The following is a 24,225-nucleotide window of genomic DNA, read 5'->3' as shown; positions in this document are numbered from 1 at the left end:
CCTTGCTGGTCTTTGCCTTGCTGGTCTTTGCCCTGCTGGTCTTTACCCTGCTGGTCTTTACCCTGTTGGTCTTTACCCTGTTGGTCTTTGCCTTGCTGGTCTTTGCCCTGCTGGTCTTTGCCTTGCTGGTCTTTATCCTGATTTTTATTCCCTTGATCGTTGCTCTGCTTTTTTTTATTTTTCAATAGTTCTTCAATTAACTTGCGATTATACAAAGCATCTTTATTATTCGGATTAATAGCTAATGCTTTATCATACGCCTTAATAGCCTGCTCATATTGTTTTAAATGGGCCAACGCATTGGCATAATTATAATATCCCGATTCATTTTTTTGCGATTGGTATTGTTTGGCTGCTTGAGCATAATCTCCTGCGCGATAAGCAGCAGCGGCGTGCCACTCCTGTTGCTGAAACCTTGCTGCTGCCTCTTTAAACTGACCTTTATTCATGAGAGTCTGCGCTTGCTGATCTTTAGTTGCCCACAAATCAGCCCAGCTGAATGCATACGCATTGCAGACAACAATGAATAATGACAAAAGACTCAAAATCTTCATGCGCCTATCCTCTGAAGCCAACCTCGTCTGAATACCGGCAACATACAAGCAAGCGCCGGAAACAAAAACCAACGGCCTTCATCCTGCCATAAAGCGATATCATTGTCTTTGCTGCGACTGTAATGTTCATCATTCCCAGTGTCCTGAAGCCAGTTATCCAAATCAATAGAGGTCTCAGCAAAAGGAACTACTTGTCCCTGTCCTGCTGCCGCAAGATCCTGGAACAGCGGGCTTAATGTACTGGCAACAATCGGCATCACCGAAGTATGTATCTGTTGCGTGGCTAACTTTTTTGCAGCATCAATTGCGGGCAGTGTGGGCGTCTCACCTGTTAACACCAGAATTTGTCCCTGTTTAAAACCCGCATTGGTAATTAATTCCCCGGCCTCTTCAAGAGCAATATCAAGCCGCTGTCCTTCAACCGGCATAATATCCGGGCTGAGCGAAGATAACAGCGCATCGATGGTATGGGCATCATCGGTGAGTGGGGAAACAACAAAAGGCTCTGCCGTGTAAGCAATCAATCCAAATTGACCCTTATCACGACGCTTAAAAAGATCGTGCAATTTAAACCTGGCTCGAGTAAGTCTATCGGGTGTTAAATCCTGTGCAAGCATGGCATCCGACATATCCAGAACAATGACTCTGGGCTGTATCTTCTGATAAGTAGGTACAGGTAAACGCGTCCAGGCAGGGCCAGCCAAGGCAATAATCATCCAACACGCGCTAATCAGCAGCAATAATAAAGCACTATGGCGACGCCCCTGACCTTTTGTTTGATGTAACAGATGCTCGAGCAGAGGCTTGTCACAAATAGCCGCCCAGGAAGCCTCAAGAGAGGAACGTTGCCGCCACAATAACAAAAACAGCCCGAATAATGGAAATAGAATCAACAGACACCAAGGGCGAAGAAAATGAAAATCAGTCATGCTTCTCTATCTCTCGACGCGGAAAAAAGGAGAGTAAACCAGCCCTTTTTGCCAACCAATAGAATAACAACAAAATTGCGAAACCGAGAAACCAGTAATAATAATCGTATTGAGGACGAATCATTGCCTGTTCCTGACTTATTGTTTCCAATTGATTAATCGTGTCATAAATAGCCTGCAAAGATTGAATATCGGTAGCACGAAAATAACGTCCATTTGTAATGTTTGCCACTGCCTCCAACGTTTTCTCATCCAAATCAGAGGAAGGATTTCCATTAAAAAAAACACTATTTATAGCATTGGGATCTGATTCGGCACCTAACCCAATCGTGTATATTTTAATATTATCCAGTTTTGCCAGTTCTGCCGCTTTTAAGGGCGGTAAAACACCAGAGTTATTCGCACCGTCAGTGAGTAAAATAATCGTTCGTCCCTTATCTGGAACATCCTGAAGACGTTTCACTGCCAGACCAATTGCATCGCCAATAGAGGTCGTTTGACCTGCCAAACCTACGGTGGCGTCTTTAAGTCGCAATAATACGCTGTTTCTGTCATAGGTAAGCGGTGTTTGTAAATAAGCACGGCTGCCAAAAAGGATAAGGCCAATGCGATCACCGGCGCGGGCCTGTACAAATTGTTCTGCTGCCTGTTTTACCACTGCAAGACGGTTTACCGGACGACCGTGGAGCGACATATCGGACAACTCCATACTGCCTGATAAATCCAGTGCCAACATAATATTACGTCCTTCTCTCGTTAAAGGTTGTGGTTCCCCTACCCAACGCGGACCAGCCGCAGCAAAAACCAATAATCCCCAAATCAATCCTAACAACCCCATTTGCGCCTGGCTCGCAAAAGCAGGTTTTTTTCTATCTATTACAGCAAGCATATCATTATAAAAAGGGACTTTTAATGCGGCAGGCAATTTCAATATTGCACGAGGGAATAAAAACCAAATCAAAAAAGGTAATAATAAAAGCAGTAAAACCCAGGGGGATGCTAGTTCGAACATGGCGCTCTCCGCTGCTTGATCCAGGTTTTTGCACCGTTAAAGAGAGGCTGCAAATCAACTTTATGCGTTGGTTGATAAGGCAATTCCAATAAAAAAAAGCGCAGCTCGTTAGTATCAATATTTTTCGAGGTATGTTTGAGAAATTTTAACCAGTCCTCCCCTTGTAAACCCGCAACTTCCGCACGTGCAAAATAGACTAACGCCACCCGACGCAATAATTCAGACACTTGCATACTTATGATCTGGCTATTGCCTCCGCTTCGATAAGCCCGCTCCAAAGAAGCAAGTAATTTCAATGCCTGTCGTTTTGCAAGGCTATTATTATAAGTCCGACGACATATATAAATTAAATAAACCAACCCGACCAGGCTTAAAAACAATACCAGATACCACCCGGGAGCCAAAGGCCACCAACTCACGGGGCTGGGTAAATGAATATCATGAAGTTTTGTCAAAATCTCTGATTCAGACACGAGACCTCCGTGGAAAAGTCTGTCGCACCACACTCGGTAAATCAGATTCCGCAGTGACTTGCACACATTGGACCTGCAAACTTTTAAACAAAGCCTGTAGCATTTTGACCCGCTGCGTACAATAATTTTGATAAGCGCTGGTTATTTCATCACTGGTAGTATCAAGTAATAATTCCTGCTCGCCATTAGTCATGGCGTAATATTGCGGTTTGGGGGGAGCCAGCTCCAACGGATCACACACATAGTAGGCTAAAACATCGTTATGAGCACGTAATCGGCTTAAATGTTGCTCGCTATCAGTATCCATGTTATAGAAATCACTTATTATCACTATAATACTGCCAGGGCGTATAACCCGTCGTAAACGGATTAAAATCTCTGATAATGGATTAGACTTTCCACTATTATTAATTCTGTTATTGGTATAGTGACTTAAAGAGGCTAACAGCGGCAACACAGCATTCTCACGGCTACGAGGAATAAATTCGCTGTGTTCATTGGCAGAAAAAAGCAAGCCGCCGATTTTATCCCCTTGTTTAATCGCAGTCCAGGCAATAATGGCCGCCAAACGAGCGGCTACCACCGATTTAAAAGCGAAGCGCGTGCCAAAGAACATGGAAGGATTAAAATCAGCAAGCAATATAACGGGACGTTCACGTTCTTCCTGATAAAGCTTGACATGAGGTCGGCCTGTACGTGCAGTAACCCGCCATTCCATATGCCGAATTTCATCGCCGGCCTGATAATTACGTACTTCCGCAAAATCCATCCCACGGCCTCGCAATCGCGATAAATGATTACCAGCCCGCATGGCCTTTCTTTCAGGTGGATAATTTACTCTTTGAGCATGGCGCTTGAGTTCAATGAGTTCGTTTAATGCAACATTTACACCATCAGTCATAATCAAACCTTAGGGTACAGCCACCAAACGCAATAAAGAATTAATGAAATCATCGCTATTGACCCCTTCTGCCTCTGCCTCAAAGCTCAACAAAATTCGATGGCGCAACACATCATGCGCAATGACATGAATATCTTCTGGTGTTACATAATTGCGTCCAGCAAGCCAGGCATGCGCCTTGGCGCAACGATCAAGCGCAATAGTAGCCCTGGGGCTTGCACCAAAACGTAACCAACGGGCTAACTCTTCGCTATAAACAGCCGGATTTCGAGTGGCGACAACCAGTTGCACCAAATAATTTTCCAACGCTTCACTGGTGTGAACTCTTAAAACGTCCTGTCTCGCTTCAAACAATATTTTCTGGCTTAACGGGTTAATGATCATTTCCGCATCGCTCTGATGTCCTAATGCTTCGCGACGGGCCAGTTTTAAAATATCATATTCAACCTGTGCATCCGGATAACCAATTTTTACATACATCAAAAAACGATCAAGCTGGGCTTCGGGTAAAGGATAAGTACCTTCTTGCTCAATAGGATTTTGCGTTGCCATGACTAAAAAAAGTTCGGGTAAGGGGTAAGTTTTTCCCCCAATAGTGACCTGCCGTTCTGCCATGGCTTCCAATAAAGCAGATTGTACTTTGGCAGGGGCGCGGTTAATTTCATCGGCAAGAATCAAATGATGAAAAATAGGGCCAGGCTGAAAAATGAAGGAGCTGTTTTCCGGATGATAGACATCGGTTCCCGTCAAATCACCGGGTAATAAATCAGGAGTAAACTGGACACGATGAAACTCTCCTTCAACAATAGAAGATAATTCTTTAACAGCACGGGTTTTCGCAAGGCCCGGCGCGCCTTCCACCAGCAAATGTCCATCAGCAAGCAAAGCGATTAAAAGACGGGAAACCAGATCGGCCTGCCCTAGAATTCTTCCATTCAGATACGTGCTTAATTGTAGAAATTGCTGTTGCACTGTTTGCGTTGAATCGCGATCTAACTGCTCCATTCCTTTTACCTTGCACAAAAAAATAATATCCTAACGCGAAATCGGGGTGGTGCCAAGTTGGTCCTTTAAAGTGGTAAGATTTCTTCCAAACTTGCGGCAGAGAGAAACAAATGCCGTTGTATACAGGAAGATTCGGATTTTATTGTGGCATTCCCGGTAGAAGTCTATTGATAGTCATTGCGTAACTCTAACGGCATCAACTGCTGCAAACGTTCGTAAAGCATCATAATTTCATGACAAAACCCTTGCAGTTGCTCTCTGCTATCCCACAATTCATAATCAGCCCCCTTGCGAAACGCATATTGACGGGATAATACCTTCAGCAATCGAATATCCTGATTATCCAGGCCCAAACTGCCACTTAGCTCCAGCAACTGCACCAGACTTTTATATTGATTATTCTGGTTATAATCATGCAGAAGATAGGCTTTAAAAGTCAGTTCGAAAGCCATGTACATGAGGGAAATGAAAGGAGCGATTGTGTCAATAACACCATGCCCCTGAATGGTTAATTCAGCATTATTATCCAATAAGCATTCGGCGCTATAAGCATGTTGGGTTGCGATTTTTATTAATTCCAAGGGAGAAAAATATTTTTTATCCATAACTTCCTATCTCAATAGACTCCGACCTGAACATTCTAAATCCCAACGGGCCTCAGAAGTGAACTTCATACTTAAACCTCGAATTAACGCAATGCTTTTATTGCAATTTCGCTGTATAATACAAAGAATTTTTGTTCTTTTCACCTTTAAAATTCTAACAATGCATCACCTGCTGTCCAGTTCTTTCTTTTTGGGTTCTTTACAATTAACCAATCGCCTTATTCAAGGTCCGCTCGCAGGTTTTAGCTGCGCGCCTTTCCGTGAGTTATTTTATCAATTTACTCCCCCGGCTTATTGTGTAACGGAGATGATCTCGGCACATGATGTGGTACATAAGCATACCCTGCGTTCGCGATATCTTTATCGTTCATCCAAAGAACAAAAACTTTGTTACCAGATCGCAGGGCATGAACCCGCAATAATGGCACAAGCCGCTGTTTGTCTTGAGCAGACAGGCGCCGATTTGATTGATATTAATTGTGGCTGCCCTAAAACAAAAATTCGTAAAAAAGGTGCAGGAAGCGCTTTACTTGAAAACCCCGAACAATTATTTAATATTATCAATGCTGTACGACAGGCTATTTCTATCCCATTGACTGTCAAGATTCGCATTGATGGAACGACGGATGATTTTAATCGGGCAAAAATGATTGAAGATGCGGGCGCTGATGCATTAATTGTCCATGGCAGGCATTGGACTGAATCGTACGATCCACCGTGTAATCTTGAGCAAGTTGCTCAAATTAAACATTTATTAACTATTCCTGTTATTGCTAACGGTGATATAAGCGATTGCTTAAGCTTGAACAATGTTTTAATGAAAACAGGCTGCGATGCGTACATGATTAGCCGGGCAGGAACAGGGAAGCCCTGGTTGTATCACCACTTAATCCATGAGGGAGAGAAAACCATTACCCTCGCACAACAAATATCGCTTTTCATGCAACATGTGCAAGGGTTAGCAAGTTTGGAAAATCACTATAAAGCAGTTTTACAAAGTAAATCATTGGTACGATTTTACTTTAAAAATCAATTGGATAAGTCTGATTTGTACGATTTTTATCAACTGAATTGTCTTAATGCGATTGAAAATTTTTTATTGACTAAAGTCATACAAAATACATAATGAGATTACTTTGTGCATAGCAGATAAAAATTGAGAGTAGTAATGAACAAAATAAAAAATAGTATAGGTCAATTGTTCTTTATGGGACGCTGGTTGCAGTTACCCCTGTACTTGGGCCTTCTTGTTATCCTGGGCGCTTATGTTTATCGCTACATCATAGAGCTTTTTCACCTGGTGATTAATATTAATGGCTTCGATGATACTCATATTATGCTGGGTGTTTTAGATTTAATTGACGTAGTGATGATAGCGAACCTGTTAATTATGGTTGTCCTTGGCGGTTATGAAACTTTCGTATCTCGCCTTGATTTGCATACTCATCCGGATCAACCTGAATGGCTTGATCATTTGGACGCTGGCGCAATGAAAATTAAATTAGCCCTTGCGTTAATTGGTATTTCTTCCATTCATCTCCTGCGAACATTTATTGACCCTTCAAAACAAACTAACTTCGCCGTGATGTGGCAGATTTTAATCCATTTGACACTTGTAATTTCGGTGCTTTCTATCGCCTATACCAATCGACTATTAGCCAAATCAAAAGAGTGAGAACTGAATCTGTTAAACGATTTTTAGACTTATAATGGTTTTTTAATCCTTTTTATATCACTTTGCCTATTGCCCTATTTTTCGAAGTGTTGACATACGCCTGTCAACTGTTCAAAATGATCCGTACTTACGCTGTCTTTACTTCTAGAAGCATATGAATCCCATCATGCTCGAGAGAGTCTTGAATAGCTAACGCTATAAATCGTTCTGCATAGGTTTTACACATTTTGATAAAACCGGTTTTTATAGGTTTTATTTTGAAGCGATATCAGGCGTGTCCTAAATACTCCGCCCTCCATCCACGTGAAGGATCTGGCCTGTAATAAATGGATTTTCGGCAAGTGCCAACACCGCCTGGGCAATAAACTCAGGCGCACCGTGCCGTCGTAAAGGAGTTTGCCGAATAACAGTTTGCTGTATTTGATTACTCAGTTGGTTCTCCTGCTCTGGCCAAACGATAGCCCCAGGAGCAATTGCATTTACTCGAATTTGCGGCGCAAACTCACGTGCCAATGCTTTAGTCTGCATCACTAAAGCTGCTTTAGTCTGGCAATAAACGGCATAATTTTTAAGCGGACTGTCTGCATGAATATCGGTTAAATTAATAATGGTGCCTTGATATTCAGCAAGAAAAGGGCGGGCAGCAAGGCTTAATAAAAAGGGGGCCTTGACATTGACGGTGAATAATAATTCCCAGTCAGTATCATTAAATACCGTAAAATCGGTGCGCTTAAAAACCGAGGCATTATTGACTAGTAGATCCAGACGGTTTTTCCAGGCGAAAACTGCGCCGACTAATTCAGGTGACGATTCAGCTTCATGGAGATCAAATTGAAAAACTCGAACGCTTTCGGAACGTTGTTGATTTAACTGATCAGCTAGATTTTGGGCTTCATCCAAAGAATGATGACAATGAATAGCTACATGAAAACCACGTTGATGTAACAATTTGACAATCGCTGCACCAATACGTCTCCCTGCTCCCGTTACCAAAGCTACTTTCATCGCTTGTTTGTTACTCTGTTTCAAGGTATGTTTCCTGTTTTATAAATTTTAAGCAGTTATGAGTTTATTGAGCTTAATCCGCAAGCAGCTAAGGCAAAACGGCGAAATGTCTTTCGCGGAGTTTATGCATCAGGCTCTGTATGCGCCTCAACTAGGCTATTATAGTGCAGGTCTACAAAAATTTGGCCCAGCCGGCGATTTTATCACTGCGCCTGAATTAACACCGCTGTTTGCACAAACCCTTGCAAACCAATGCAAGGAAATTTTACTTACTTTGCCTGAGCCTGTTTTATTTGAATTTGGCGCAGGGTCAGGTCGTTTATGTGTTGATCTTTTGCGCGCCTTGGAAGAACAACAATGTCTTCCTGAAACTTATTGTATTCTTGAAGTTAGCGCTAATCTGCGTCAACGACAGAAAGAACTCATTCAACAGGAAATTCCTCATCTTTTTACTCGCATTCACTGGCTTGAGCGTTGGCCAAAACAACCTTTCAATGGAGTTATTCTTGCCAATGAAGTATTAGATGCCATGCCTGTACATCGTTTTCTGCAAACAGAAGAAGGAATTTTAGAAAGCTTTATCCGTGTTAATGCACAAGGGGAATTGATAGAACATTTTAAACCTTGCAACAATCAGCGCTTGCTTAAGCAGATACGCCACAGTCTGCCACCACACCAGATCCCTTATCAATCGGAAATTAATTTATTTGTGGATGACTGGATACAACATTGCTATAACATTCTGCACCAAGGTGTAATGTTTCTCCTTGATTATGGTTTCCCAAGACATGAATATTATCATCCTGATCGTAATACAGGCACTATAATGTGTCATTATCGTCATCAGGCCCATACTAATCCTTTAATCCATCCGGGTGAACAGGATATTACCGCTCACGTTGACTTTACCCACGTTGCTGAAGCGGCGCAAGCGGCCGGTTTTCATGTTGCAGGGTATACCAATCAGGCTGCTTTTTTACTGGCGAATGGTTTGTTAAGCTTATTACAACAGGCTAATGAAAAACAAAATGATAATGTCCGTTATTTAACGACGCAACAAGCGGTTAAGCAACTGATTCAGCCCAGTGAAATGGGCGAACTCTTTAAAGTGATTGCGCTAGCAAAACATTATGACCATGCAATAACCGGTTTTCAATTGCAAGATAAGCGAGCAAGTTTATGAAAAAATATTTAACTACAGTAGAACTGCAAAAAGAATCCATGAAATTTTCTGCAGGACATACTACCATTTTCTCGGCTACGGAACGCGAACCCTTACATGGCCATCTCTATAGTGTCTATTTAGCACTCACAACCTGGGTAGAAGAAAATGGCATGACGTTTGATTACCGCTATTATAAACAACGCATTCATACTTTATGCCGACGTCTTAACCAAACGTTTTTAATGCCTCAATATTCGCCCTTTTTAACGTTTGCTGAAGATAACGATTATTATTATTTTACGTTCAATGGTAAAAAAATACCTTTTTTGAAAGAAGACGTCACCCTTATGCCTTTAACCAATATTACCGTTGAAGAATTATCACGCTGGTTTGTTGCCGAGCTGATTAAAGAGGAGGTTGAATTAAATCGACACCGCATTGAAAAAGTAGTCGTTAAAGTGTTTTCCGCACCTGGCCAATCAGCAAGTCACGAATGGCAACGCAATTAGTGGAAGGTATCTATAAAATCTGTATTCCTTACACCAAACGTGATTATTTTACTTATCAAAGTCATGTATCGGCTCTTCTTGTCGGAACACGGGTATGGGTTCCTTTCGGCAACAAGACGCGTTTGGGTTTTGTGATTGGTAAAGAGGAAAACAGGGAATCAGAAAAAACACTCAAAGTAATTACTACCGTACTTGATAAACAACCCCTATTACCCCAAACTATTCTTGATTTATGTCACTGGGTTAGCAGCTATTATCAAGCGCCTCTCTCAGAAGTGATCCCGCTGGCTTTACCTAAAAAATATCGAATGGGAAGCAATACGCAGCTGCCTTATTGTGATTATTACGAGCTATGTATGCCTGTTGATAAAGCGCAAAAACTCATAGCAACTCAAGCTTACAAACAATCGGCACTTATTAATTTTTTAAAACAGGAAGCAAAGCCTGTCAGCAAATCCCGACTACAACAGAAAGGATTTAATCAGGCTCAATTCATTGCGCTATTAAACCAGCAAATTATTCGCTGTTCTCGCGAGTTGATTCTCCCTTTAACCATGAATAACGCGTTAGAAAAGCCTTTCGAATTAAACGCTGAACAAAGTACAGCATTAGTGACTATCAGCAAACAATTACAGGGCTATCATTGCTTTTTGTTACAGGGCGTAACGGGTAGCGGCAAAACTGAAATTTACTTACAGATTATTGCTAAAATCCTGGCTCAAGGTCGACAAGTCCTGATTCTTGTTCCTGAAATTGGCCTGACTCCCCAGCTACTGAGCCGTTTTAAGGCACGCTTTAATGAGCCAATGGTTGTTATTCATTCCAATTTAAATGAAAGTGAACGCCAGATTGCCTGGCAATTGGCAAATGATAACATCGCCAAATTGGTCATTGGCACTCGCGCCTCGGTTTTTACACCATTGCCTTCTCTCGGTCTGATTATAATTGACGAAGAACATGATTCCTCCTTAAAGCAAATGGAAGGGGTCCGTTATTCCGCACGTGATACGGCGTTAATGCGAGCTTATTCAGAAAAAATTCCTATTATTCTAGGCTCGGCAACGCCAAGCCTGGAAAGTATAAATAACTGCATTCAGAATAAATACACCCTTTTGCGTTTAACTCAAAAAGCGCTCAGTACGACACCCCTCCATTATCAACTGGTCGATATACGCGGCATCGTTTTGCAACAGGGTCTGGCGTCTTCAACATTAAATTGTATTGATACTCATATAAAACAGGGTAATCAGGTCTTGATTTTTATTAATCGCCGTGGCTTTGCTCCGGTATTACTTTGTCATCATTGTGGCTGGATGGCTGATTGTGCAGCCTGCGACTCTCACCTGACTTTACACCGGCAATCAGACCGTTTAATCTGCCATCATTGCGGCATGACGAAAAAAGTTCCCACACGATGCCAACATTGTCAGAGTCAGGAATTACTTCCCGTTGGCGCAGGAACACAACGTATCCATGAGTATTTGCAAACTCAATTTCCGGAAACCGGTATTTTACGAATTGATCGCGATGAAACACGCAAAAAAAACGCCCTGGATAGTCAACTTAAACGTATCTACAATGGCGAAGCACAATTGATTGTCGGCACACAAATGTTAGCGAAAGGGCATCATTTTCCCCGTTTGACTCTTGTTGTCATTCTGGATGCCGATACTGGCTTTTATAATCAGGATTTTCGTGCGCTGGAGCGCCTGGGGCAATTATTAACCCAGGTTTCAGGACGTGCCGGACGCGCAGAACATGCAGGACATGTACTCATTCAAACGCATTTACCACAACATCCCCTACTTAATTTACTCATTCAGCAAGGCTATGATGACTTCGCCAAGGCTCTGTTAGCTACACGCCAACAAGCCCAATTACCCCCTTACCATTATTTGGCAGTTATTCGTGCACAAGATAAAGTACCGAGTAAAGTTTTAAGCTTTCTTCATGCCAGTAAAGAGCAGCTGGAAAGCCAGGGAATTCAGGTATTAGGACCTGCACCAGCACCTCTGGCACGCAAAGCAGAACAACATCGCATGCAATTGCTTATTAAATCGCCGTCCCGAAAAAAACTTCACTACACATTGACGCAATGGCGGCTCTGGTTAACAATAAATAAATTAACTCATAAAGTCCGCTGGAACGTGGACGTTGACCCAATGGATTTATCATGACCATTAAAAAACAGGCCGTTCATCAAAAGATTTTTGCGATAGAATGGGGTGACATGGATGCGCTGGGTCATGTTAATAATGCCCGTTATTTTGACTATTTCCAACAAGCGCGTATAGAATGGATGGAAAGTATCCAGTTAGACATGCGCCAGAACACAGGGCCTGTTGTTATTCAGCTCTCCTGTACTTTTCTAAAACCGATTGTATATCCTGCAACATTGACCCTGAATAGTAGCTTATACAATCCTGGCCGCACCAGCATTATGCTGGATCATGAAATTTACCAGGACAATGAGTTAATGACTCAAGGTAGTAGCAAGATAGTCTGGATCGATTACCAGCAAAAAAAAGCTATCCCTTTACCTGAAACTATACGAAACCTGCTCTTTTAATTTTATAGTCAGATCGATTGTGGTACAATTTGTTTTTTTGAGGGCAATTGTTATGACCGTTTTTTTTAAAACACTTATCCCCATCCATCAGTATGAAAAAACAAAAATTGATATTTACAAAGAAATGGAAACGGCCACGCACGAAAAGGATACCTCTTTTTTTAGTCATTGCATCACCCCTTACCGCAATCTGGAAGAGTTAGGACAACAGATTCGAGCCATACCTGTTAAGTTTCATATTTGCCTGCTTCAATCCGCTATGGAGCTAATTAGTGGTTTTATCACTCTGGCACGTTTTGGTTTTAAACTTTTAACCTGCGATAGTAACAATGCCTCTCAATTTCTATTAGAGACGATTAATCGCTTTGGCAGCGCTACCTACTATCTCGCTTCAGCAATTATTGACCCCCTATTAACCTTCTTAAGTTTTATTTCACGCGATGTAGTAAGCATTGCAGATGGGATTTATCGCTGTATCAAATCTGTCAACAACGAACAAAAAACAGAGGACATACCCACACCTGGCATGTAACTTAAGTGTGCAAGAACAGGTTAACAGAAACAGGGTATGCTGCTTCTGTAATTTAACCCAATATTCTTCACTTTACCTTTGATTTCCGTAACCCTATTGTCATTATTGGTTTTACTCTTTTAAAGAAAGATTTTGACAGAACTAAATCAAACCCTTAATACCATTTTTTTCTACAATATTAAGTAATTTTAGAATAGCCCCATGCGCGTGACGTTTTCCTTGCTCTAAACCGCGAATCATTGCAGGACTTACATTTAAATATTTCGCAAATACAGCCTGACTTAAACGCTGTTTTTTACGTAATTGTTGAATTTCTTCTCCTGTAAATTCGTGCACTACAGGAAAATCCTTTTCAGTAAAGTTTCTCAAGGTTTTTTTATCAATAATTTCAGCGGTATATAGACCTTGCGCCAGATCATTAATGGTTTCTTGTATATTAGACATTTGTATTTACCTCACAAAGTTCACCCAGGCTGATTAATCTGGTAATCTGCTCATCACTCAGCACCAACATAATATCCGCTAACTGCTTTAATTTTCTTAGCTCAGATGTTGTCACATTCCCCTTTTCATTTTTAGAAAACAAATGCAGCCAATAAACACCATTGTCTTTTTTATAGGCTAGTATACTTCTGGAGCCGCCACTCTTCCCTCGCCCCTCTTTAGTTGCAATTCTTAATTTATATAATCCTGCTCCTAGCGCAAATTTTAGCTGTTCATCTCTACCCAATTTTAAAAAATCATTTAAAGTTTCAATTAAAACATTGTCTTTTAAATCAGCTTTCCTGGCTTCAGTATTGAATTTTTTAGTTTTGAAGTGCTGCATAGAAACGGCCAATATATAATACAATATATAATACAATATATTATAATACTACGTATTATATAATACAAGAATTATTGATGCTTAATTTAAGGTCTGATTTTAAATATAATGGCATTTCAATTTTTGTCCGACCTAAAGTGTTATTATTACCAAATAAGCTTAGACATCCTGATCCGCAATTTCTTTTTGTGACTCAGCTTTACGTGACAATCCTAATTTTTCTTTAAGGCGTGCTACTGCATCCGGATCAAACTGACGAGAGGGTTTACGCGTTACAATGACTGAAGCAGCACGCGTGGTTTGTGACAGGGGATTTTGAGCGCTAAATGCAGGAGCGCGCTCCGGATAAGGAGAAACAAACTCCTGTGTTCCTTGCTGAGCATAACTGGCCTGACTGGAAGAAGAGGGTCTAACGTTATAATGACTGGGAATTTTGCCTGCAAGATTTTTCCGGGCATTCCTTGCACTTTTCTCCACGCGTTTCTTAATTTTGCTCGCAGCTCGCTCCGCCTCCTCTTCAGTCACTACAGCCACGGGATTACCCTCCAGATCAATACGCTCTTCACGGGCTTTAAGACAGGTGAGATAATCAATACGGCGAGTAAACAACACAACCGCTTCTCGCAGTTTACTGCGTGAAATTCCCGCCTCAGCCGCTTTATCCGCATGGGTTAAAAGAAGATCTTCCATGATTCCTACTTTAAGAGGCCGGATTCGTAAAGTATTATCAAATACTTGCGGAAAGGTAGCAGCCAACCATACCAAAGCCTCGCTACGGGCTTTTTTGGATTTATTTTTTTGCGTTTTATTAATCACTGCTGTACGCGGATGAAGCTCTTGCCTTCTCATGCTACTACCCTTGTTAGAACCCTTAATTCTATCGCAAACCAATCGTATGATTGAAGAAGAATGTATTGATTTGCCATACTTGGAAGATAATTTTTCGGTTACAAAATGCGCATACAATGTACAAGGTTTAAAATGGATTTGCAAGCTTTATCTGTAGATTATTATTTCTCTTGAAGGATAAAACTATTTTCATTAAAGTAATCTGATATACTTTATTTAAGTCCCCCAAAGGTACATTCGGAATGATAAAACGCCTTCTTATGACATTCCTGGCACTTTTTTTCCCCTGGGTCGTGTTATTTTTAAATGATAATCCCGGCGGGGCTTTGCTGGCACTGATTATGCAGGCTTCAGTGATAGGCTGGTTGCCAGCAAGTCTGTGGGCATTGCGCATTGTGAAAGAAAACAGAAAACTGGAACAAATGCAAGACACGAAAGATACACAAGAAAATAACTCATAAAACCTTTTAATCAAACCATTATTTATAAAACCTGTCTAATTTATAGCTTAATAAAGGGCGATATTTATCTGGAGAAACTATGCGGTCTCGCGTCATCGTAAATGGTGGGCAAGGAAAAATGGGCAGACTTGCCTGTGAAGCGATTAAAAACCATGCTCAATTTGAATTGGTCAGCAGTTTAGGCCGAACAGATAATCTGCGTCAGGCTATTTATAACACCAAAGCAGATATTGTTATTGATCTTACCCGTGCTGATTGTGTCTATAAAAATAGCCAGATTATTATAGAAAGTGGCGCTCATCCCGTCATAGGAACCAGTGGTTTGTCAGATGAACAAATACAATGCCTTAAAAGTGACTGCGACGCTCAAAAATTAGGCGGAATTATTGTACCGAATTTTTCCATTAGCGCCGTTTTAATGATGCGCTTTGCGGCGGAAGCTGCCCGTCTTTTGCCCGAAGTCGAAATAATAGAAGCACATCACCAGCAAAAACTTGACGCCCCTTCCGGGACAGCGATGAAAACCGCAGAAATGATCGCCAAAGCCAGGTCAATGGAAAAAAACACTCTCCCATTACATGAAATAGTGCCCGGCACCCGAGGCGGCACTTATCATGATGTGACTATTCATTCCCTCCGTTTGCCCGGTTTTATTGCCCACCAACAAGTCATTTTTGGTTCTGGCGGCGAAACTCTCACATTGACCCATAACAGTATTGACCGAGCCTCTTTCATGCCAGGGCTCATTCTTGCCTGTCAACGAGTCCAACAACTCGATTCACTGTATTATGGTTTAGAGCAATTATTGTGAATTACAATAAGGGTTCTGCCTACAGCAAAGTTCATGTTACACTACCTCTCTTAAATCCTTAATAAGATGGAAGCAGGATGATAACAATAAAAAAAGGAGATTATACCGGATATTCCGATTCTGGTATTGATGAAGCTGTACAAAATGCCCTGCAAAAGGCAGGCAAGCATACTCATTTTGAAATCATAGAAACTCGTAGTTCTCAAATAGAGAAAAATACACGTCACTATCAGGCAACAGTTACTGCCTTTTTTGACTGACTGTTATTTGAATACTAATTCATGAATAAACACGGATTAAACAGGCTAAAAGGAGTTAGCAATGAGTTATAAAGTGCCTCATTATATTGGCGGCAAAGCGGTTGTTGTTGCCAGCGCAAATTCACATACAATTTATAATCCTGCCCTCGGTGAATCCATTGGTGAAGTGTATTTTGCTGATAACTCCCTCTGTAATCAGGCTATTGCCACGGCCAAAGAAGCGTGGCCTGGATGGGCAGAAACGGCCCCTGTCAAAAGAGCACGTATTTTATTCAAATTCAGAGAACTTCTGGAAAAATTTCAATATGACATCGCTCATCTTATTACACAGGAACATGGCAAAACGCTGGATGATGCTAAAGGCTCCATTACACGTGCGACAGAAGTTGTGGAATTTCACTGTGGGCTGCTTGCCCAACTGCAAGGCAGTTTTTCAGCAGAGGCAAGCACCCATATCGATTGTCACACACTTCGCCAGCCTTTGGGCCTATGTGCAGGCGTGTCGCCTTTTAATTTTCCCGTGATGGTACCCATATGGATGATGATTCCTGCTATTGCCTGTGGCAATACTTTTATTTTAAAACCTTCCGAACAGGATCCTTCAGCCACCATTCGTTTATTTGAATTATTAACTGATGCCGGATTGCCAGCCGGTGTTGCCAATTGTTTACAAGGCGATAAAAACACCGTGGACTATTTAATAGCTCACCCCGACATCTGTTCTTTTACAGCGGTAGCATCAACACCTGTTGCCCGGTCTATCTATACTCGGGCGACAGCAGAAGGAAAACGTGCACATACTTTCGGCGGCGCTAAAAATCACGCTGTTATTATGCCTGATGCTGATCTGGATCAAGCAGCCATTGCTATTACCGGTGCAGCTTTTGGTTCAGCAGGAGAACGTTGTATGGCTATTTCCGTGGTAGTGACTGTGGGTGATCACACAGCTGATCAGTTACTTGCCCGATTGATACCTCTTATTAAAGCCATTCGCATTGACGCAGGTGACGCCCCGGGTAGCGAAATGGGGCCTTTAATCAGCCGGCTTCATAAAGAACGCGTTATTAGTGCCATAGATCAAGGAGTTAAAGAGGGAGCAAACTTATTAATTGATGGCCGCTCCTTCCAGCATCCTCAGCATCCGCAAGGGTATTTTCTGGGGCCTTCTCTTTTTGATCAGGTCACAGAATCCATGTCTATCTATCAAAATGAAATTTTTGGCCCCGTCCTCGTGGTAGTACGAACAGATAATTTTGACGAAGCATTGGATCTGGTTAATCGGCATCAATATGGAAACGGCACCGCCATTTTTACACGGGATGGTTACAGTGCACGGGAATACAGCCAACGGGTTCAAGCGGGCATGGTAGGAATCAATATTCCAATTCCCGTTCCGATTGCCAATCATCCTTTTGGCGGCTGGAAGAATTCTTGCTTTGGCGATACCAATATGCACGGCCTGGAAAGTATTAATTTTTATACTCGTCGCAAAACAGTGACTAGTAAATGGCCCGTTACGGAATTAAATGAAAGTGCGTTTGTAATGCCAACGAATAATTAAGGAGAGCAGGATGGCATGTATCGGATTTGTTGGTCTCGGCCATATGGGTCTACCCATGGCTATCAATTTGATCAAAGCAGGCCATCAGGTTACGGGTTTTGATATACAATCCAACGCGTTGGAAACTCTTAACGCAGCAGGTGGTCTGATAGCATCCTCTTTATCAGAAGTAGCTACCACTCAGGAGGTTATTATTACGATGCTGCAAACAGGTCAGCAAGTTCAGCAGGTTTGTCTGGCTAGCGATGGATTGTTTGCAAAAGCATCACCTCATAGCCTCTATATTGACTGCTCATCTATTGATGTAACCAGTGCAAGAGAAATTCATCAACACGCTATGACAAAACAGCTCTTTGCTCTCGATGCACCGGTGTCAGGCGGCGTGGTAGGTGCCACTGCAGCAACGCTGACTTTTATGGCAGGAGGTGAGCAGACCGCTTTTATAAAAGCTAAACCCATTTTCAATGCGATGGGTAAAAAAATCATTCATACTGGTGCAGCAGGAAGTGGACAGGCGGCTAAAATTTGTAACAACATGATTTTAGCTGTTTCGATGATTGCAGTTTCTGAGGCATTTGTTCTGGCTGAACGCCTTGGCCTGACAGCACAAAAACTTTTCGAGGTGGTAAGCAGCTCCTCAGGCCAATGTTGGGCAATGAATCAATACGCACCGGTCCCAGACATTCTCCCTGACGTTCCCGCTAATAATCATTATCAACCTGGATTTGCTGCTGCCATGATGCTTAAAGATTTGAATTTAAGCCAAAGCGCTGCAAACACGGTTGGCATTGAAACACCCATGGGCGCTCAGGCCACTGCGCTTTACCAACAATTTAATGAAGCAGGCTTAGGGCATTTGGATTTTTCAGCGATCATTAAACTCATTGCCCAAGACACGGTGATTAATGATTAGACAAAAAACAGAGGAAATGCCGTTCTGGAAGATAGAAGAGTTCTGGGCCAACATTGCTGCTCGTTATGTTACCTGGATTAAGCCCTGGCAAACTGTTTTAGAGGGCAATTTCACCACCGGCAATATCCGCTGGTTTAGTGGAGGAAAACTGAATGTCAGCGCCAATTGCCTGGACAGGCATTTAGCCACCAAAGCCCATCATACAGCTATTATCTGGCAAGGTGATACAGAGAATGAGCAAACTCGTCTTAGTTTTGCCGAATTGCATCAGGAAGTTTGCCGCATGGCGAATGCTCTCAAAGCCTTAGGAATCGGCAAGGGAGACAGAGTAGGTATTTATTTACCGATGATCCCGGAAACCGCCATTGCCATGCTGGCCTGCGCTCGAATTGGTGCGGTGCATACTGTCGTTTTCGCCGGCTTTTCGGCGCCAGCGCTGCAACAACGTCTACAGGCAGCGGCCTGTAAGTTACTGATAACAGCAGACGAATACCAGCGTGGTGGCAACGTTTTTGCATTGAAACAACAGGCTGATGAGGCAAATCATCTTCTTGGTATACCAACCTTGATAATAAAAAACACTACCATCTCTACGTCCATTGATTCGAAATACCAGTATTGGTGGCATGAGTTAAGAGAAACAGTCAGTAGCAATTGTCCGCCTGAACCCATGGATGCCGAAGATCCCTTGTTTATTCTCTATACTTCCGGCAGCACAGGCCAGCCCAAAGGGCTTGTTCATACTACAGGAGGGTATCTCGCACAAGTGGCCTACAGCCATCAGTATCTATTCAATTGCCAATCAGACGACGTATTCTGGTGCACCGCTGACACAGGCTGGATAACCGGTCATAGTTATGTAGTATACGGCCCCTTGTGCAACGGGATCACTACCTTACTTTTTGCAGGTGTACCTACTTGGCCTACTCCCGCTCGCTATTGGGAAGTTATTGATAAATATCAGGTTAATGTATTTTATACCGCACCCACAGCCATTCGCGCTTTAAAACGTGAGGGTGATCAATGGCTAATGACAACCAGTCGTCAATCCCTCCGTTTGTTAGGTTCGGTAGGGGAACCCATTAACCCCGAAGTCTGGCATTGGTATCATCAGCAAGTGGGTTTAAATCATTGCCCCATAATCGATACCTGGTGGCAAACCGAAACAGGCGCTATTATGATTTGTCCACAAGAAACCTCAGCGACAGTAAAACCAGGCGCAGCCTGTAAACCTCTTCCCGGTATTTACCCTGTGCTACTCGATGAACAAGATAAAGAAATAAAAGAAGCTGGCGAAGGTCGACTGGCGCTAAAATACCCTTGGCCATCGTTAGCAAGGACTATAGCCGACGATCATCAACGTTATCGACAAACCTATCTGAATAAAGGTTATTATCTGACCGGTGATGGTGCTTATCGGGATAAAGAAGGTGATTATTGGATTACTGGGCGCATTGATGATGTATTGAATGTATCAGGCCATCGACTGGGAACCGCTGAAATTGAAAATGCACTGGTCCAACATCCACAAGTGGCAGAGGCGGCTGTTGTGGGTATTTCTCATGTGGTAAAAGGACAAGGCATTCATGCTTTTATTACATTAAAATATGGTTCTCAATGCAGTGAGCAATTAAAAGAAGAACTGTTGAATACCGTTAAAATAACGATTGGAGCACTTGCCAAACCTGATATTATTCAATGCGTGGTTGATCTGCCCAAAACACGGTCGGGCAAAATTATGCGACGTCTATTGCGACAAATTGCCAACAATAAAGTCACAACAATCGAGGAGCTAGGCGATTTATCAACGCTCGCTAATCCACAAGTGATGGAAACACTGATGGAAAAAAATAATTCGTTTTGATAGATAGATTAATAGAAGCCAGGTAAGTCAGCAAACCTGGATTTATTACTATTCATGACCACAAAAACCATTCATTTAATTGGGTAATTAAATCTTCAATTCCTTCTTTTTTTAACGATGAAAAACTCTGGACGGTAATTAATTCAGCCATTAATTGATAATGATGACGTACTTTAAATACTGCATTTTTAATTTCGCTTCGATTTAATTTATCGGCTTTAGTTAAAAGGATATGTACAGGCAGCTCGCGATCCAAAGCCCAGTCAATCATCATCTGATCCAGTTCTTTAAGTGGATGACGGCTATCCATCAGGAGCACCAGGCCACGCAAACATTGACGGACTTCGAGATAATGAGCAAGATTTTTTTGCCAATCCTGTTTGACTTGTTGAGCTACTTTGGCATAACCATATCCCGGCAAATCAACCAGGCGACGAGACTCATCCAGACTAAATAAATTAATCAGTTGGGTACGGCCCGGGGTTTTCGAAGTGCGAGCTAATTGCTTAATGCCTGTTAAACAATTAAGTGCACTTGATTTACCGGCGTTAGAGCGGCCAGCAAAAGCGACTTCAAAACCTTCATCGTCAGGTAATTGGGCCACACGAGCAGCACTTTTTAAAAAAACAGCTTGAGAATAGGGGTTTATTAACATGCTTTGCAAATTTCATTTTGGGATTTTTAAGCAGTCAGTGTACCATTAAAACAGATAAATCCCTGGGTAAAGAATGAAAAAATTTCTGTTTATTGTTGCCTTATTCAACATCGCTGTATTATCAGCTGCTAAAATGCCTGACACGGGTGGAGAAAAAGTTATTCTTTGTACAGCCTGCCACGGGCAAGAAGGCTATAGCACCAATCCGCAGTGGCCTCATCTTGCAGGCCAGCATGCGAATTATTTATTGAAACAATTAGAAGATTTCAAAAAAGGAACCACACGTAATGCTGCAACAATGACAGCGCTGGTAGCCAATTTGAGTCAAGATGAAATGCTACAACTGGCTTCTTTTTATGCCAGGCAACCTCTGCCACAAGGCACTACGCCGCGAAATTACGTGCAACGCGGAGAACGCTTGTATCGGGGAGGAGATTTTGCTAAACATATTACCGCTTGTATTGCTTGCCATGGCCCCAGAGGAACAGGTAATGCTCAAGCCGGGTTCCCGGTGCTTTCAGGGCAAAATGCGGCTTATACTATACAGCAATTGCAAGCCTTTAAGGAGAACAAACGAACCAACGATTTAAATTCAATTATGCGAGATATTAGTGCACGCATGAGCGAGGAGGATATGGAAGCTGTCGCTTATTATATTCAAGGCTTGCATTAGAACCTAAATTTTCAAGAGAGACAATCATGTTAAAACGTTTACTATCGATTCTTATTCTACTTTTACCGTTGACCGGTTTTGCTGATCATTTTACCGCGGGCAAAGACTACGAAATAATAAGCAGTACTGAAGCCAAGAACAACAATAAAGTTACTATTACTGAATTTTTTAGCTATGGTTGCCCGTGGTGCTATCGTATTGAGCCAGCGCTGATGAATTGGGTAAAACAACAAGGCGAAATAATTCAATTTTCACGTATACCCGTTGTCTTTAATAAAGACTGGGTTTTCTACGCGAAAGCTTATTATACTACCCACCTCTTAAATCGGGAAACAACGCTTAACTCCCTTTTGTTTAAGACCATCCAGGAGGAGAAGCAAGCAATGAATAGTAATCAGGCAATGATTAATTTTTTCGTTGCCCAAGGTATCGATCAGGCTACTGCAAAAAGTGCTTTTGAAAATTCAACCACTATTGATATGCAAATCAAGGAAGGAACTTCTCTGATGTCTCGTTACCATGTCAATGGTGTTCCTGCGATTGTTATTAATGGCCAATACAAAACCGATCTGCAAATGGCGCAGAATGAAGCACGATTGTTTAAAATACTCGACTTCCTGGTTGCTAAAAGCAAAGAAAAAAATTAGCAGGTGTTCATGGAATAGGTAAAAGGTATATAACGTCAATGTCTTTCCCGCGCCTGCGCGGGAAAGATGAGTCATGGAGCAAGGTCTGGAAGAGAAAATTTGCATATCCCGTGAACTTACAAAAATTAACCATCCAATGATTTTTTCCTGTACTCCGGCGACTTAAACTGCAACAGGAGCCTTAATAGCGGGATGCGATTGATAGTTAATCCATTGAAAATCTTCAAACTGATAATTAAAAAGAGAATCAGGTTTACGTGTGATAACCAGCTCTGGCAAGGGCAGCGGTTCGCGTTGCAATTGCCTGCGAGCCTGTTCCAAATGGTTCAAATACAAATGACAATCCCCTCCTGTCCAGATAAAATCACCGACTTCAAGATTACACTGCTGCGCTATCATATGAGTTAGTAACGCATAAGAAGCAATGTTGAAGGGTACGCCTAAAAAAACATCGGCTGATCGTTGATATAATTGACAGGACAAACGATTTTCAGCGACATAAAACTGGAATAAAGCATGGCAGGGCATTAACGCCATTTTATCAAGCTCACCTACATTCCACGCACTAACCAGCATACGACGCGAATCAGGTGTGGTTTGAAGCTGATGCAATACCTGAGAAAGCTGATCAATTTTCCGACCGTCAGCCGCTGGCCAGGAACGCCATTGCTGACCATAGACCGGACCCAAATCTCCCTTGGCATCAGCCCACTCATCCCAAATTGTCACCCCATGCTCATGCAAATAGGCAATATTGGTATCGCCTCGCAAAAACCAGAGCAGTTCGTGGATAATACTGCGTGTATGAAGTTTTTTAGTAGTTACCAGAGGAAAACCATCGCTCAGTTTAAAACGCATTTGATAAGCAAAAACAGATAAAGTGCCTGTACCCGTTCGGTCTGTTTTCTCCACACCGCACTCCAAAATATGTTTTAGAAGTTGCAAGTAAGTTTTCATCGTTTACTCCAGCATAACCAACCTAAACCGATTAATAACATGGGGATGGATAATACCTGTCCCATGGTTAACCAGTCGAACGCAATAAAACCAAGCTGCACATCAGGTTCACGAAAACACTCGGCAATCAGGCGACAAATGGCATAACCCACTAAAAACATTGCTGAAACTTGCCCCGGGAGTCGTGGCTTCGATGCGTACCACCAAATAACAATAAATAAGACAATCCCTTCCAAACCTAATTCATAGAGTTGGGAAGGATGTCGAGGTAACCCGTCACTACCGGGAAAAACGATGGCCCAGGGCGCGTCTGTCACGCGTCCCCACAATTCGCCATTAATAAAATTTCCTGCACGACCTGCCCCAAGACCTAAAGGAACAAGCGGCGCGACAAAATCTCCGACCTCGGCAAAAGGTTTTTTATATCGCCGTGAAAATAACCACAACGCGATAGCAACGCCAATTAGTCCACCATGAAAAGACATTCCTCCTTCCCATAATTTGACTAAAGTCCACGGCTCGGCAACCAGCTGCTGAGTATTATAAAACAACATATACCCTAAGCGCCCCCCTGCAATAGCACCAAGTGCACCATAAAAGACCAGGTCCCCCACTTCTTCAGAAGTCCAATTCAATTGATAATGTTTAACTCGCCACCGTGCCAAAATCCAGGCGCTGGTAAACGCTAAAAGATACATTAAACCATACCAGTGCACCTTGACAGGACCTAAGGAAAACGCCACCGGATTAATATTGGGAAAAGCTAGCATAAGGTTACCTAAATTTTAATAGAGAATTATATACAAAAACCTGC

The 24,225-nt window shown here is 42.2% G+C and carries 29 protein-coding genes; 15 read left to right on the top strand and 14 right to left on the bottom strand.

Annotated features, from left to right (window positions below; all coding sequences use genetic code 11):
- The 7 genes from T345_RS15470 to T345_RS0111380 all read right to left on the bottom strand — a co-directional run.
- A partial coding sequence (locus T345_RS15470; RefSeq protein WP_035918964.1) for a tetratricopeptide repeat protein occupies positions 1 to 554 on the bottom strand: 554 nt, incomplete at its 3' end.
- Positions 551 to 1,483 carry a vWA domain-containing protein gene (locus tag T345_RS0111405; protein ID WP_028389449.1) on the bottom strand — a complete coding sequence of 311 codons (933 nt, stop codon included), beginning with the start codon at positions 1,481 to 1,483 and terminating at the stop codon, positions 551 to 553. The genes T345_RS15470 and T345_RS0111405, both read right to left, overlap by 4 nt.
- The gene (locus tag T345_RS0111400; protein ID WP_028389448.1) at positions 1,476 to 2,495 is read right to left on the bottom strand and encodes a vWA domain-containing protein; all 1,020 of its coding nucleotides are present in this window, start codon (positions 2,493 to 2,495) and stop codon (positions 1,476 to 1,478) included. The genes T345_RS0111405 and T345_RS0111400 overlap by 8 nt, the downstream gene beginning before the upstream one ends.
- Positions 2,483 to 2,968: a DUF4381 domain-containing protein gene (locus tag T345_RS0111395; protein ID WP_028389447.1), complete on the bottom strand. Its 486-nt coding sequence runs from the start codon at positions 2,966 to 2,968 to the stop codon at positions 2,483 to 2,485. The genes T345_RS0111400 and T345_RS0111395 overlap by 13 nt, the downstream gene beginning before the upstream one ends.
- Entirely contained in the window at positions 2,961 to 3,869 is a 909-nt protein-coding gene (locus T345_RS0111390; protein ID WP_028389446.1) for a DUF58 domain-containing protein, read from the bottom strand. Before T345_RS0111390 ends, T345_RS0111395 begins: the two co-directional genes overlap by 8 nt.
- A 9-nt stretch (positions 3,870 to 3,878) precedes the next feature.
- Positions 3,879 to 4,874 carry an AAA family ATPase gene (locus tag T345_RS0111385; protein WP_028389445.1) on the bottom strand — a complete coding sequence of 332 codons (996 nt, stop codon included), beginning with the start codon at positions 4,872 to 4,874 and terminating at the stop codon, positions 3,879 to 3,881.
- 164 nt (positions 4,875 to 5,038) lie between these two features.
- Positions 5,039 to 5,479: a hypothetical protein gene (locus tag T345_RS0111380; protein ID WP_028389444.1), complete on the bottom strand. Its 441-nt coding sequence runs from the start codon at positions 5,477 to 5,479 to the stop codon at positions 5,039 to 5,041.
- A 160-nt stretch (positions 5,480 to 5,639) separates the two neighbouring features.
- On the opposite strand from T345_RS0111380, the gene T345_RS0111375 reads away from it, so the two are divergent.
- On the top strand, positions 5,640 to 6,605 hold the full coding sequence (locus tag T345_RS0111375; RefSeq protein ID WP_028389443.1) for a tRNA dihydrouridine synthase: 966 nt from the start codon (positions 5,640 to 5,642) through the stop codon (positions 6,603 to 6,605).
- Between the two features lie 42 nt (positions 6,606 to 6,647).
- On the top strand, positions 6,648 to 7,154 hold the full coding sequence (locus T345_RS0111370) for a TIGR00645 family protein (RefSeq protein ID WP_028389442.1): 507 nt from the start codon (positions 6,648 to 6,650) through the stop codon (positions 7,152 to 7,154).
- 279 nt (positions 7,155 to 7,433) lie between these two features.
- On the opposite strand, the gene T345_RS0111365 is transcribed toward T345_RS0111370, so the two are convergent.
- Complete coding sequence (locus tag T345_RS0111365; protein WP_028389441.1) at positions 7,434 to 8,183, bottom strand: pteridine reductase; 750 nt, start codon at positions 8,181 to 8,183, stop codon at positions 7,434 to 7,436.
- 34 nt (positions 8,184 to 8,217) lie between these two features.
- Here T345_RS0111365 and T345_RS0111360 point away from each other — a divergent pair, with 34 nt between their 5' ends.
- Genes T345_RS0111360 through T345_RS0111340 form a run of 5 tightly spaced genes read left to right on the top strand, consistent with a single transcriptional unit; the run spans position 8,218 to position 12,934 of the window.
- Positions 8,218 to 9,342, top strand: a complete 1,125-nt coding sequence (locus tag T345_RS0111360) for a class I SAM-dependent methyltransferase (RefSeq protein ID WP_028389440.1) — start codon at positions 8,218 to 8,220, stop codon at positions 9,340 to 9,342.
- Entirely contained in the window at positions 9,339 to 9,833 is a 495-nt protein-coding gene (locus T345_RS0111355; RefSeq protein ID WP_028389439.1) for a 6-pyruvoyl trahydropterin synthase family protein, read from the top strand. Before T345_RS0111360 ends, T345_RS0111355 begins: the two co-directional genes overlap by 4 nt.
- A complete protein-coding gene (locus tag T345_RS0111350) occupies positions 9,833 to 12,010 on the top strand; it encodes a primosomal protein N' (RefSeq protein WP_207385029.1) in 2,178 nt (725 codons plus the stop codon). Before T345_RS0111355 ends, T345_RS0111350 begins: the two co-directional genes overlap by 1 nt.
- Positions 12,007 to 12,402, top strand: a complete 396-nt coding sequence (locus T345_RS0111345) for an acyl-CoA thioesterase (protein ID WP_028389437.1) — start codon at positions 12,007 to 12,009, stop codon at positions 12,400 to 12,402. Before T345_RS0111350 ends, T345_RS0111345 begins: the two co-directional genes overlap by 4 nt.
- Before the next feature lie 52 nt (positions 12,403 to 12,454).
- Positions 12,455 to 12,934: a hypothetical protein gene (locus tag T345_RS0111340; RefSeq protein WP_028389436.1), complete on the top strand. Its 480-nt coding sequence runs from the start codon at positions 12,455 to 12,457 to the stop codon at positions 12,932 to 12,934.
- Positions 12,935 to 13,075: 141 nt separating this feature from the next.
- Here the strand turns inward: T345_RS0111340 and T345_RS0111335 are convergent, their stop codons facing one another.
- From T345_RS0111335 to T345_RS0111325, 3 genes are all read right to left on the bottom strand, one after another.
- Positions 13,076 to 13,378 carry a helix-turn-helix domain-containing protein gene (locus T345_RS0111335; RefSeq protein ID WP_028389435.1) on the bottom strand — a complete coding sequence of 101 codons (303 nt, stop codon included), beginning with the start codon at positions 13,376 to 13,378 and terminating at the stop codon, positions 13,076 to 13,078.
- The gene (locus T345_RS0111330) at positions 13,371 to 13,772 is read right to left on the bottom strand and encodes a type II toxin-antitoxin system RelE/ParE family toxin (RefSeq protein ID WP_131777672.1); all 402 of its coding nucleotides are present in this window, start codon (positions 13,770 to 13,772) and stop codon (positions 13,371 to 13,373) included. The genes T345_RS0111335 and T345_RS0111330 overlap by 8 nt, the downstream gene beginning before the upstream one ends.
- Positions 13,773 to 13,919: 147 nt before the next feature.
- Complete coding sequence (locus T345_RS0111325; RefSeq protein ID WP_028389433.1) at positions 13,920 to 14,609, bottom strand: ProQ/FinO family protein; 690 nt, start codon at positions 14,607 to 14,609, stop codon at positions 13,920 to 13,922.
- A 242-nt stretch (positions 14,610 to 14,851) separates the two neighbouring features.
- Here T345_RS0111325 and T345_RS14260 point away from each other — a divergent pair, with 242 nt between their 5' ends.
- The 6 genes from T345_RS14260 (at position 14,852) to acs (ending at position 20,479) form a co-directional block, all read left to right on the top strand.
- Entirely contained in the window at positions 14,852 to 15,070 is a 219-nt protein-coding gene (locus T345_RS14260; RefSeq protein ID WP_035918959.1) for a YqaE/Pmp3 family membrane protein, read from the top strand.
- Between the two features lie 79 nt (positions 15,071 to 15,149).
- Complete coding sequence (gene dapB / locus T345_RS0111315) at positions 15,150 to 15,881, top strand: 4-hydroxy-tetrahydrodipicolinate reductase (protein ID WP_028389432.1); 732 nt, start codon at positions 15,150 to 15,152, stop codon at positions 15,879 to 15,881.
- A 77-nt stretch (positions 15,882 to 15,958) separates the two neighbouring features.
- Positions 15,959 to 16,141 carry a dodecin domain-containing protein gene (locus T345_RS0111310; RefSeq protein WP_028389431.1) on the top strand — a complete coding sequence of 61 codons (183 nt, stop codon included), beginning with the start codon at positions 15,959 to 15,961 and terminating at the stop codon, positions 16,139 to 16,141.
- Between the two features lie 61 nt (positions 16,142 to 16,202).
- On the top strand, positions 16,203 to 17,702 hold the full coding sequence (locus tag T345_RS0111305) for a CoA-acylating methylmalonate-semialdehyde dehydrogenase (RefSeq protein ID WP_028389430.1): 1,500 nt from the start codon (positions 16,203 to 16,205) through the stop codon (positions 17,700 to 17,702).
- A gap of 10 nt (positions 17,703 to 17,712) precedes the next feature.
- Positions 17,713 to 18,615 (top strand): 3-hydroxyisobutyrate dehydrogenase, encoded by a 903-nt coding sequence (mmsB, locus tag T345_RS0111300; RefSeq protein ID WP_028389429.1) that lies wholly within the window; start codon positions 17,713 to 17,715, stop codon positions 18,613 to 18,615.
- Positions 18,608 to 20,479 (top strand): acetate--CoA ligase, encoded by a 1,872-nt coding sequence (gene acs, locus T345_RS0111295; RefSeq protein WP_051555255.1) that lies wholly within the window; start codon positions 18,608 to 18,610, stop codon positions 20,477 to 20,479. Before mmsB ends, acs begins: the two co-directional genes overlap by 8 nt.
- A gap of 52 nt (positions 20,480 to 20,531) precedes the next feature.
- Here the strand turns inward: acs and yihA are convergent, their stop codons facing one another.
- Positions 20,532 to 21,134: a ribosome biogenesis GTP-binding protein YihA/YsxC gene (gene yihA, locus T345_RS0111290; protein WP_028389427.1), complete on the bottom strand. Its 603-nt coding sequence runs from the start codon at positions 21,132 to 21,134 to the stop codon at positions 20,532 to 20,534.
- Between the two features lie 73 nt (positions 21,135 to 21,207).
- Here yihA and T345_RS0111285 point away from each other — a divergent pair, with 73 nt between their 5' ends.
- Together T345_RS0111285 and T345_RS0111280 are read left to right on the top strand one after the other, a co-directional pair.
- Positions 21,208 to 21,807, top strand: coding sequence for a c-type cytochrome (locus T345_RS0111285; RefSeq protein WP_028389426.1), 600 nt, complete (start codon positions 21,208 to 21,210; stop codon positions 21,805 to 21,807).
- A 26-nt stretch (positions 21,808 to 21,833) separates the two neighbouring features.
- Complete coding sequence (locus T345_RS0111280) at positions 21,834 to 22,454, top strand: thiol:disulfide interchange protein DsbA/DsbL (protein WP_028389425.1); 621 nt, start codon at positions 21,834 to 21,836, stop codon at positions 22,452 to 22,454.
- A 162-nt stretch (positions 22,455 to 22,616) separates the two neighbouring features.
- Here the strand turns inward: T345_RS0111280 and thyA are convergent, their stop codons facing one another.
- Together thyA and lgt are read right to left on the bottom strand one after the other, a co-directional pair.
- The gene (gene thyA / locus T345_RS0111270; RefSeq protein WP_028389424.1) at positions 22,617 to 23,411 is read right to left on the bottom strand and encodes a thymidylate synthase; all 795 of its coding nucleotides are present in this window, start codon (positions 23,409 to 23,411) and stop codon (positions 22,617 to 22,619) included.
- Positions 23,408 to 24,181 carry a prolipoprotein diacylglyceryl transferase gene (gene lgt, locus T345_RS0111265; protein ID WP_028389423.1) on the bottom strand — a complete coding sequence of 258 codons (774 nt, stop codon included), beginning with the start codon at positions 24,179 to 24,181 and terminating at the stop codon, positions 23,408 to 23,410. The genes thyA and lgt overlap by 4 nt, the downstream gene beginning before the upstream one ends.
- Between the last annotated feature and the right edge of the window lie 44 nt (positions 24,182 to 24,225).

Origin of the sequence: Legionella fairfieldensis ATCC 49588, assembly GCF_000621525.1 — a bacterium.
Classification (GTDB): Bacteria; Pseudomonadota; Gammaproteobacteria; order Legionellales; family Legionellaceae; genus Tatlockia; species Tatlockia fairfieldensis.
The sequence above is the reverse complement of the archived record's forward strand: the minus strand, read 5'-3'. Positions and strand labels throughout refer to the sequence as shown.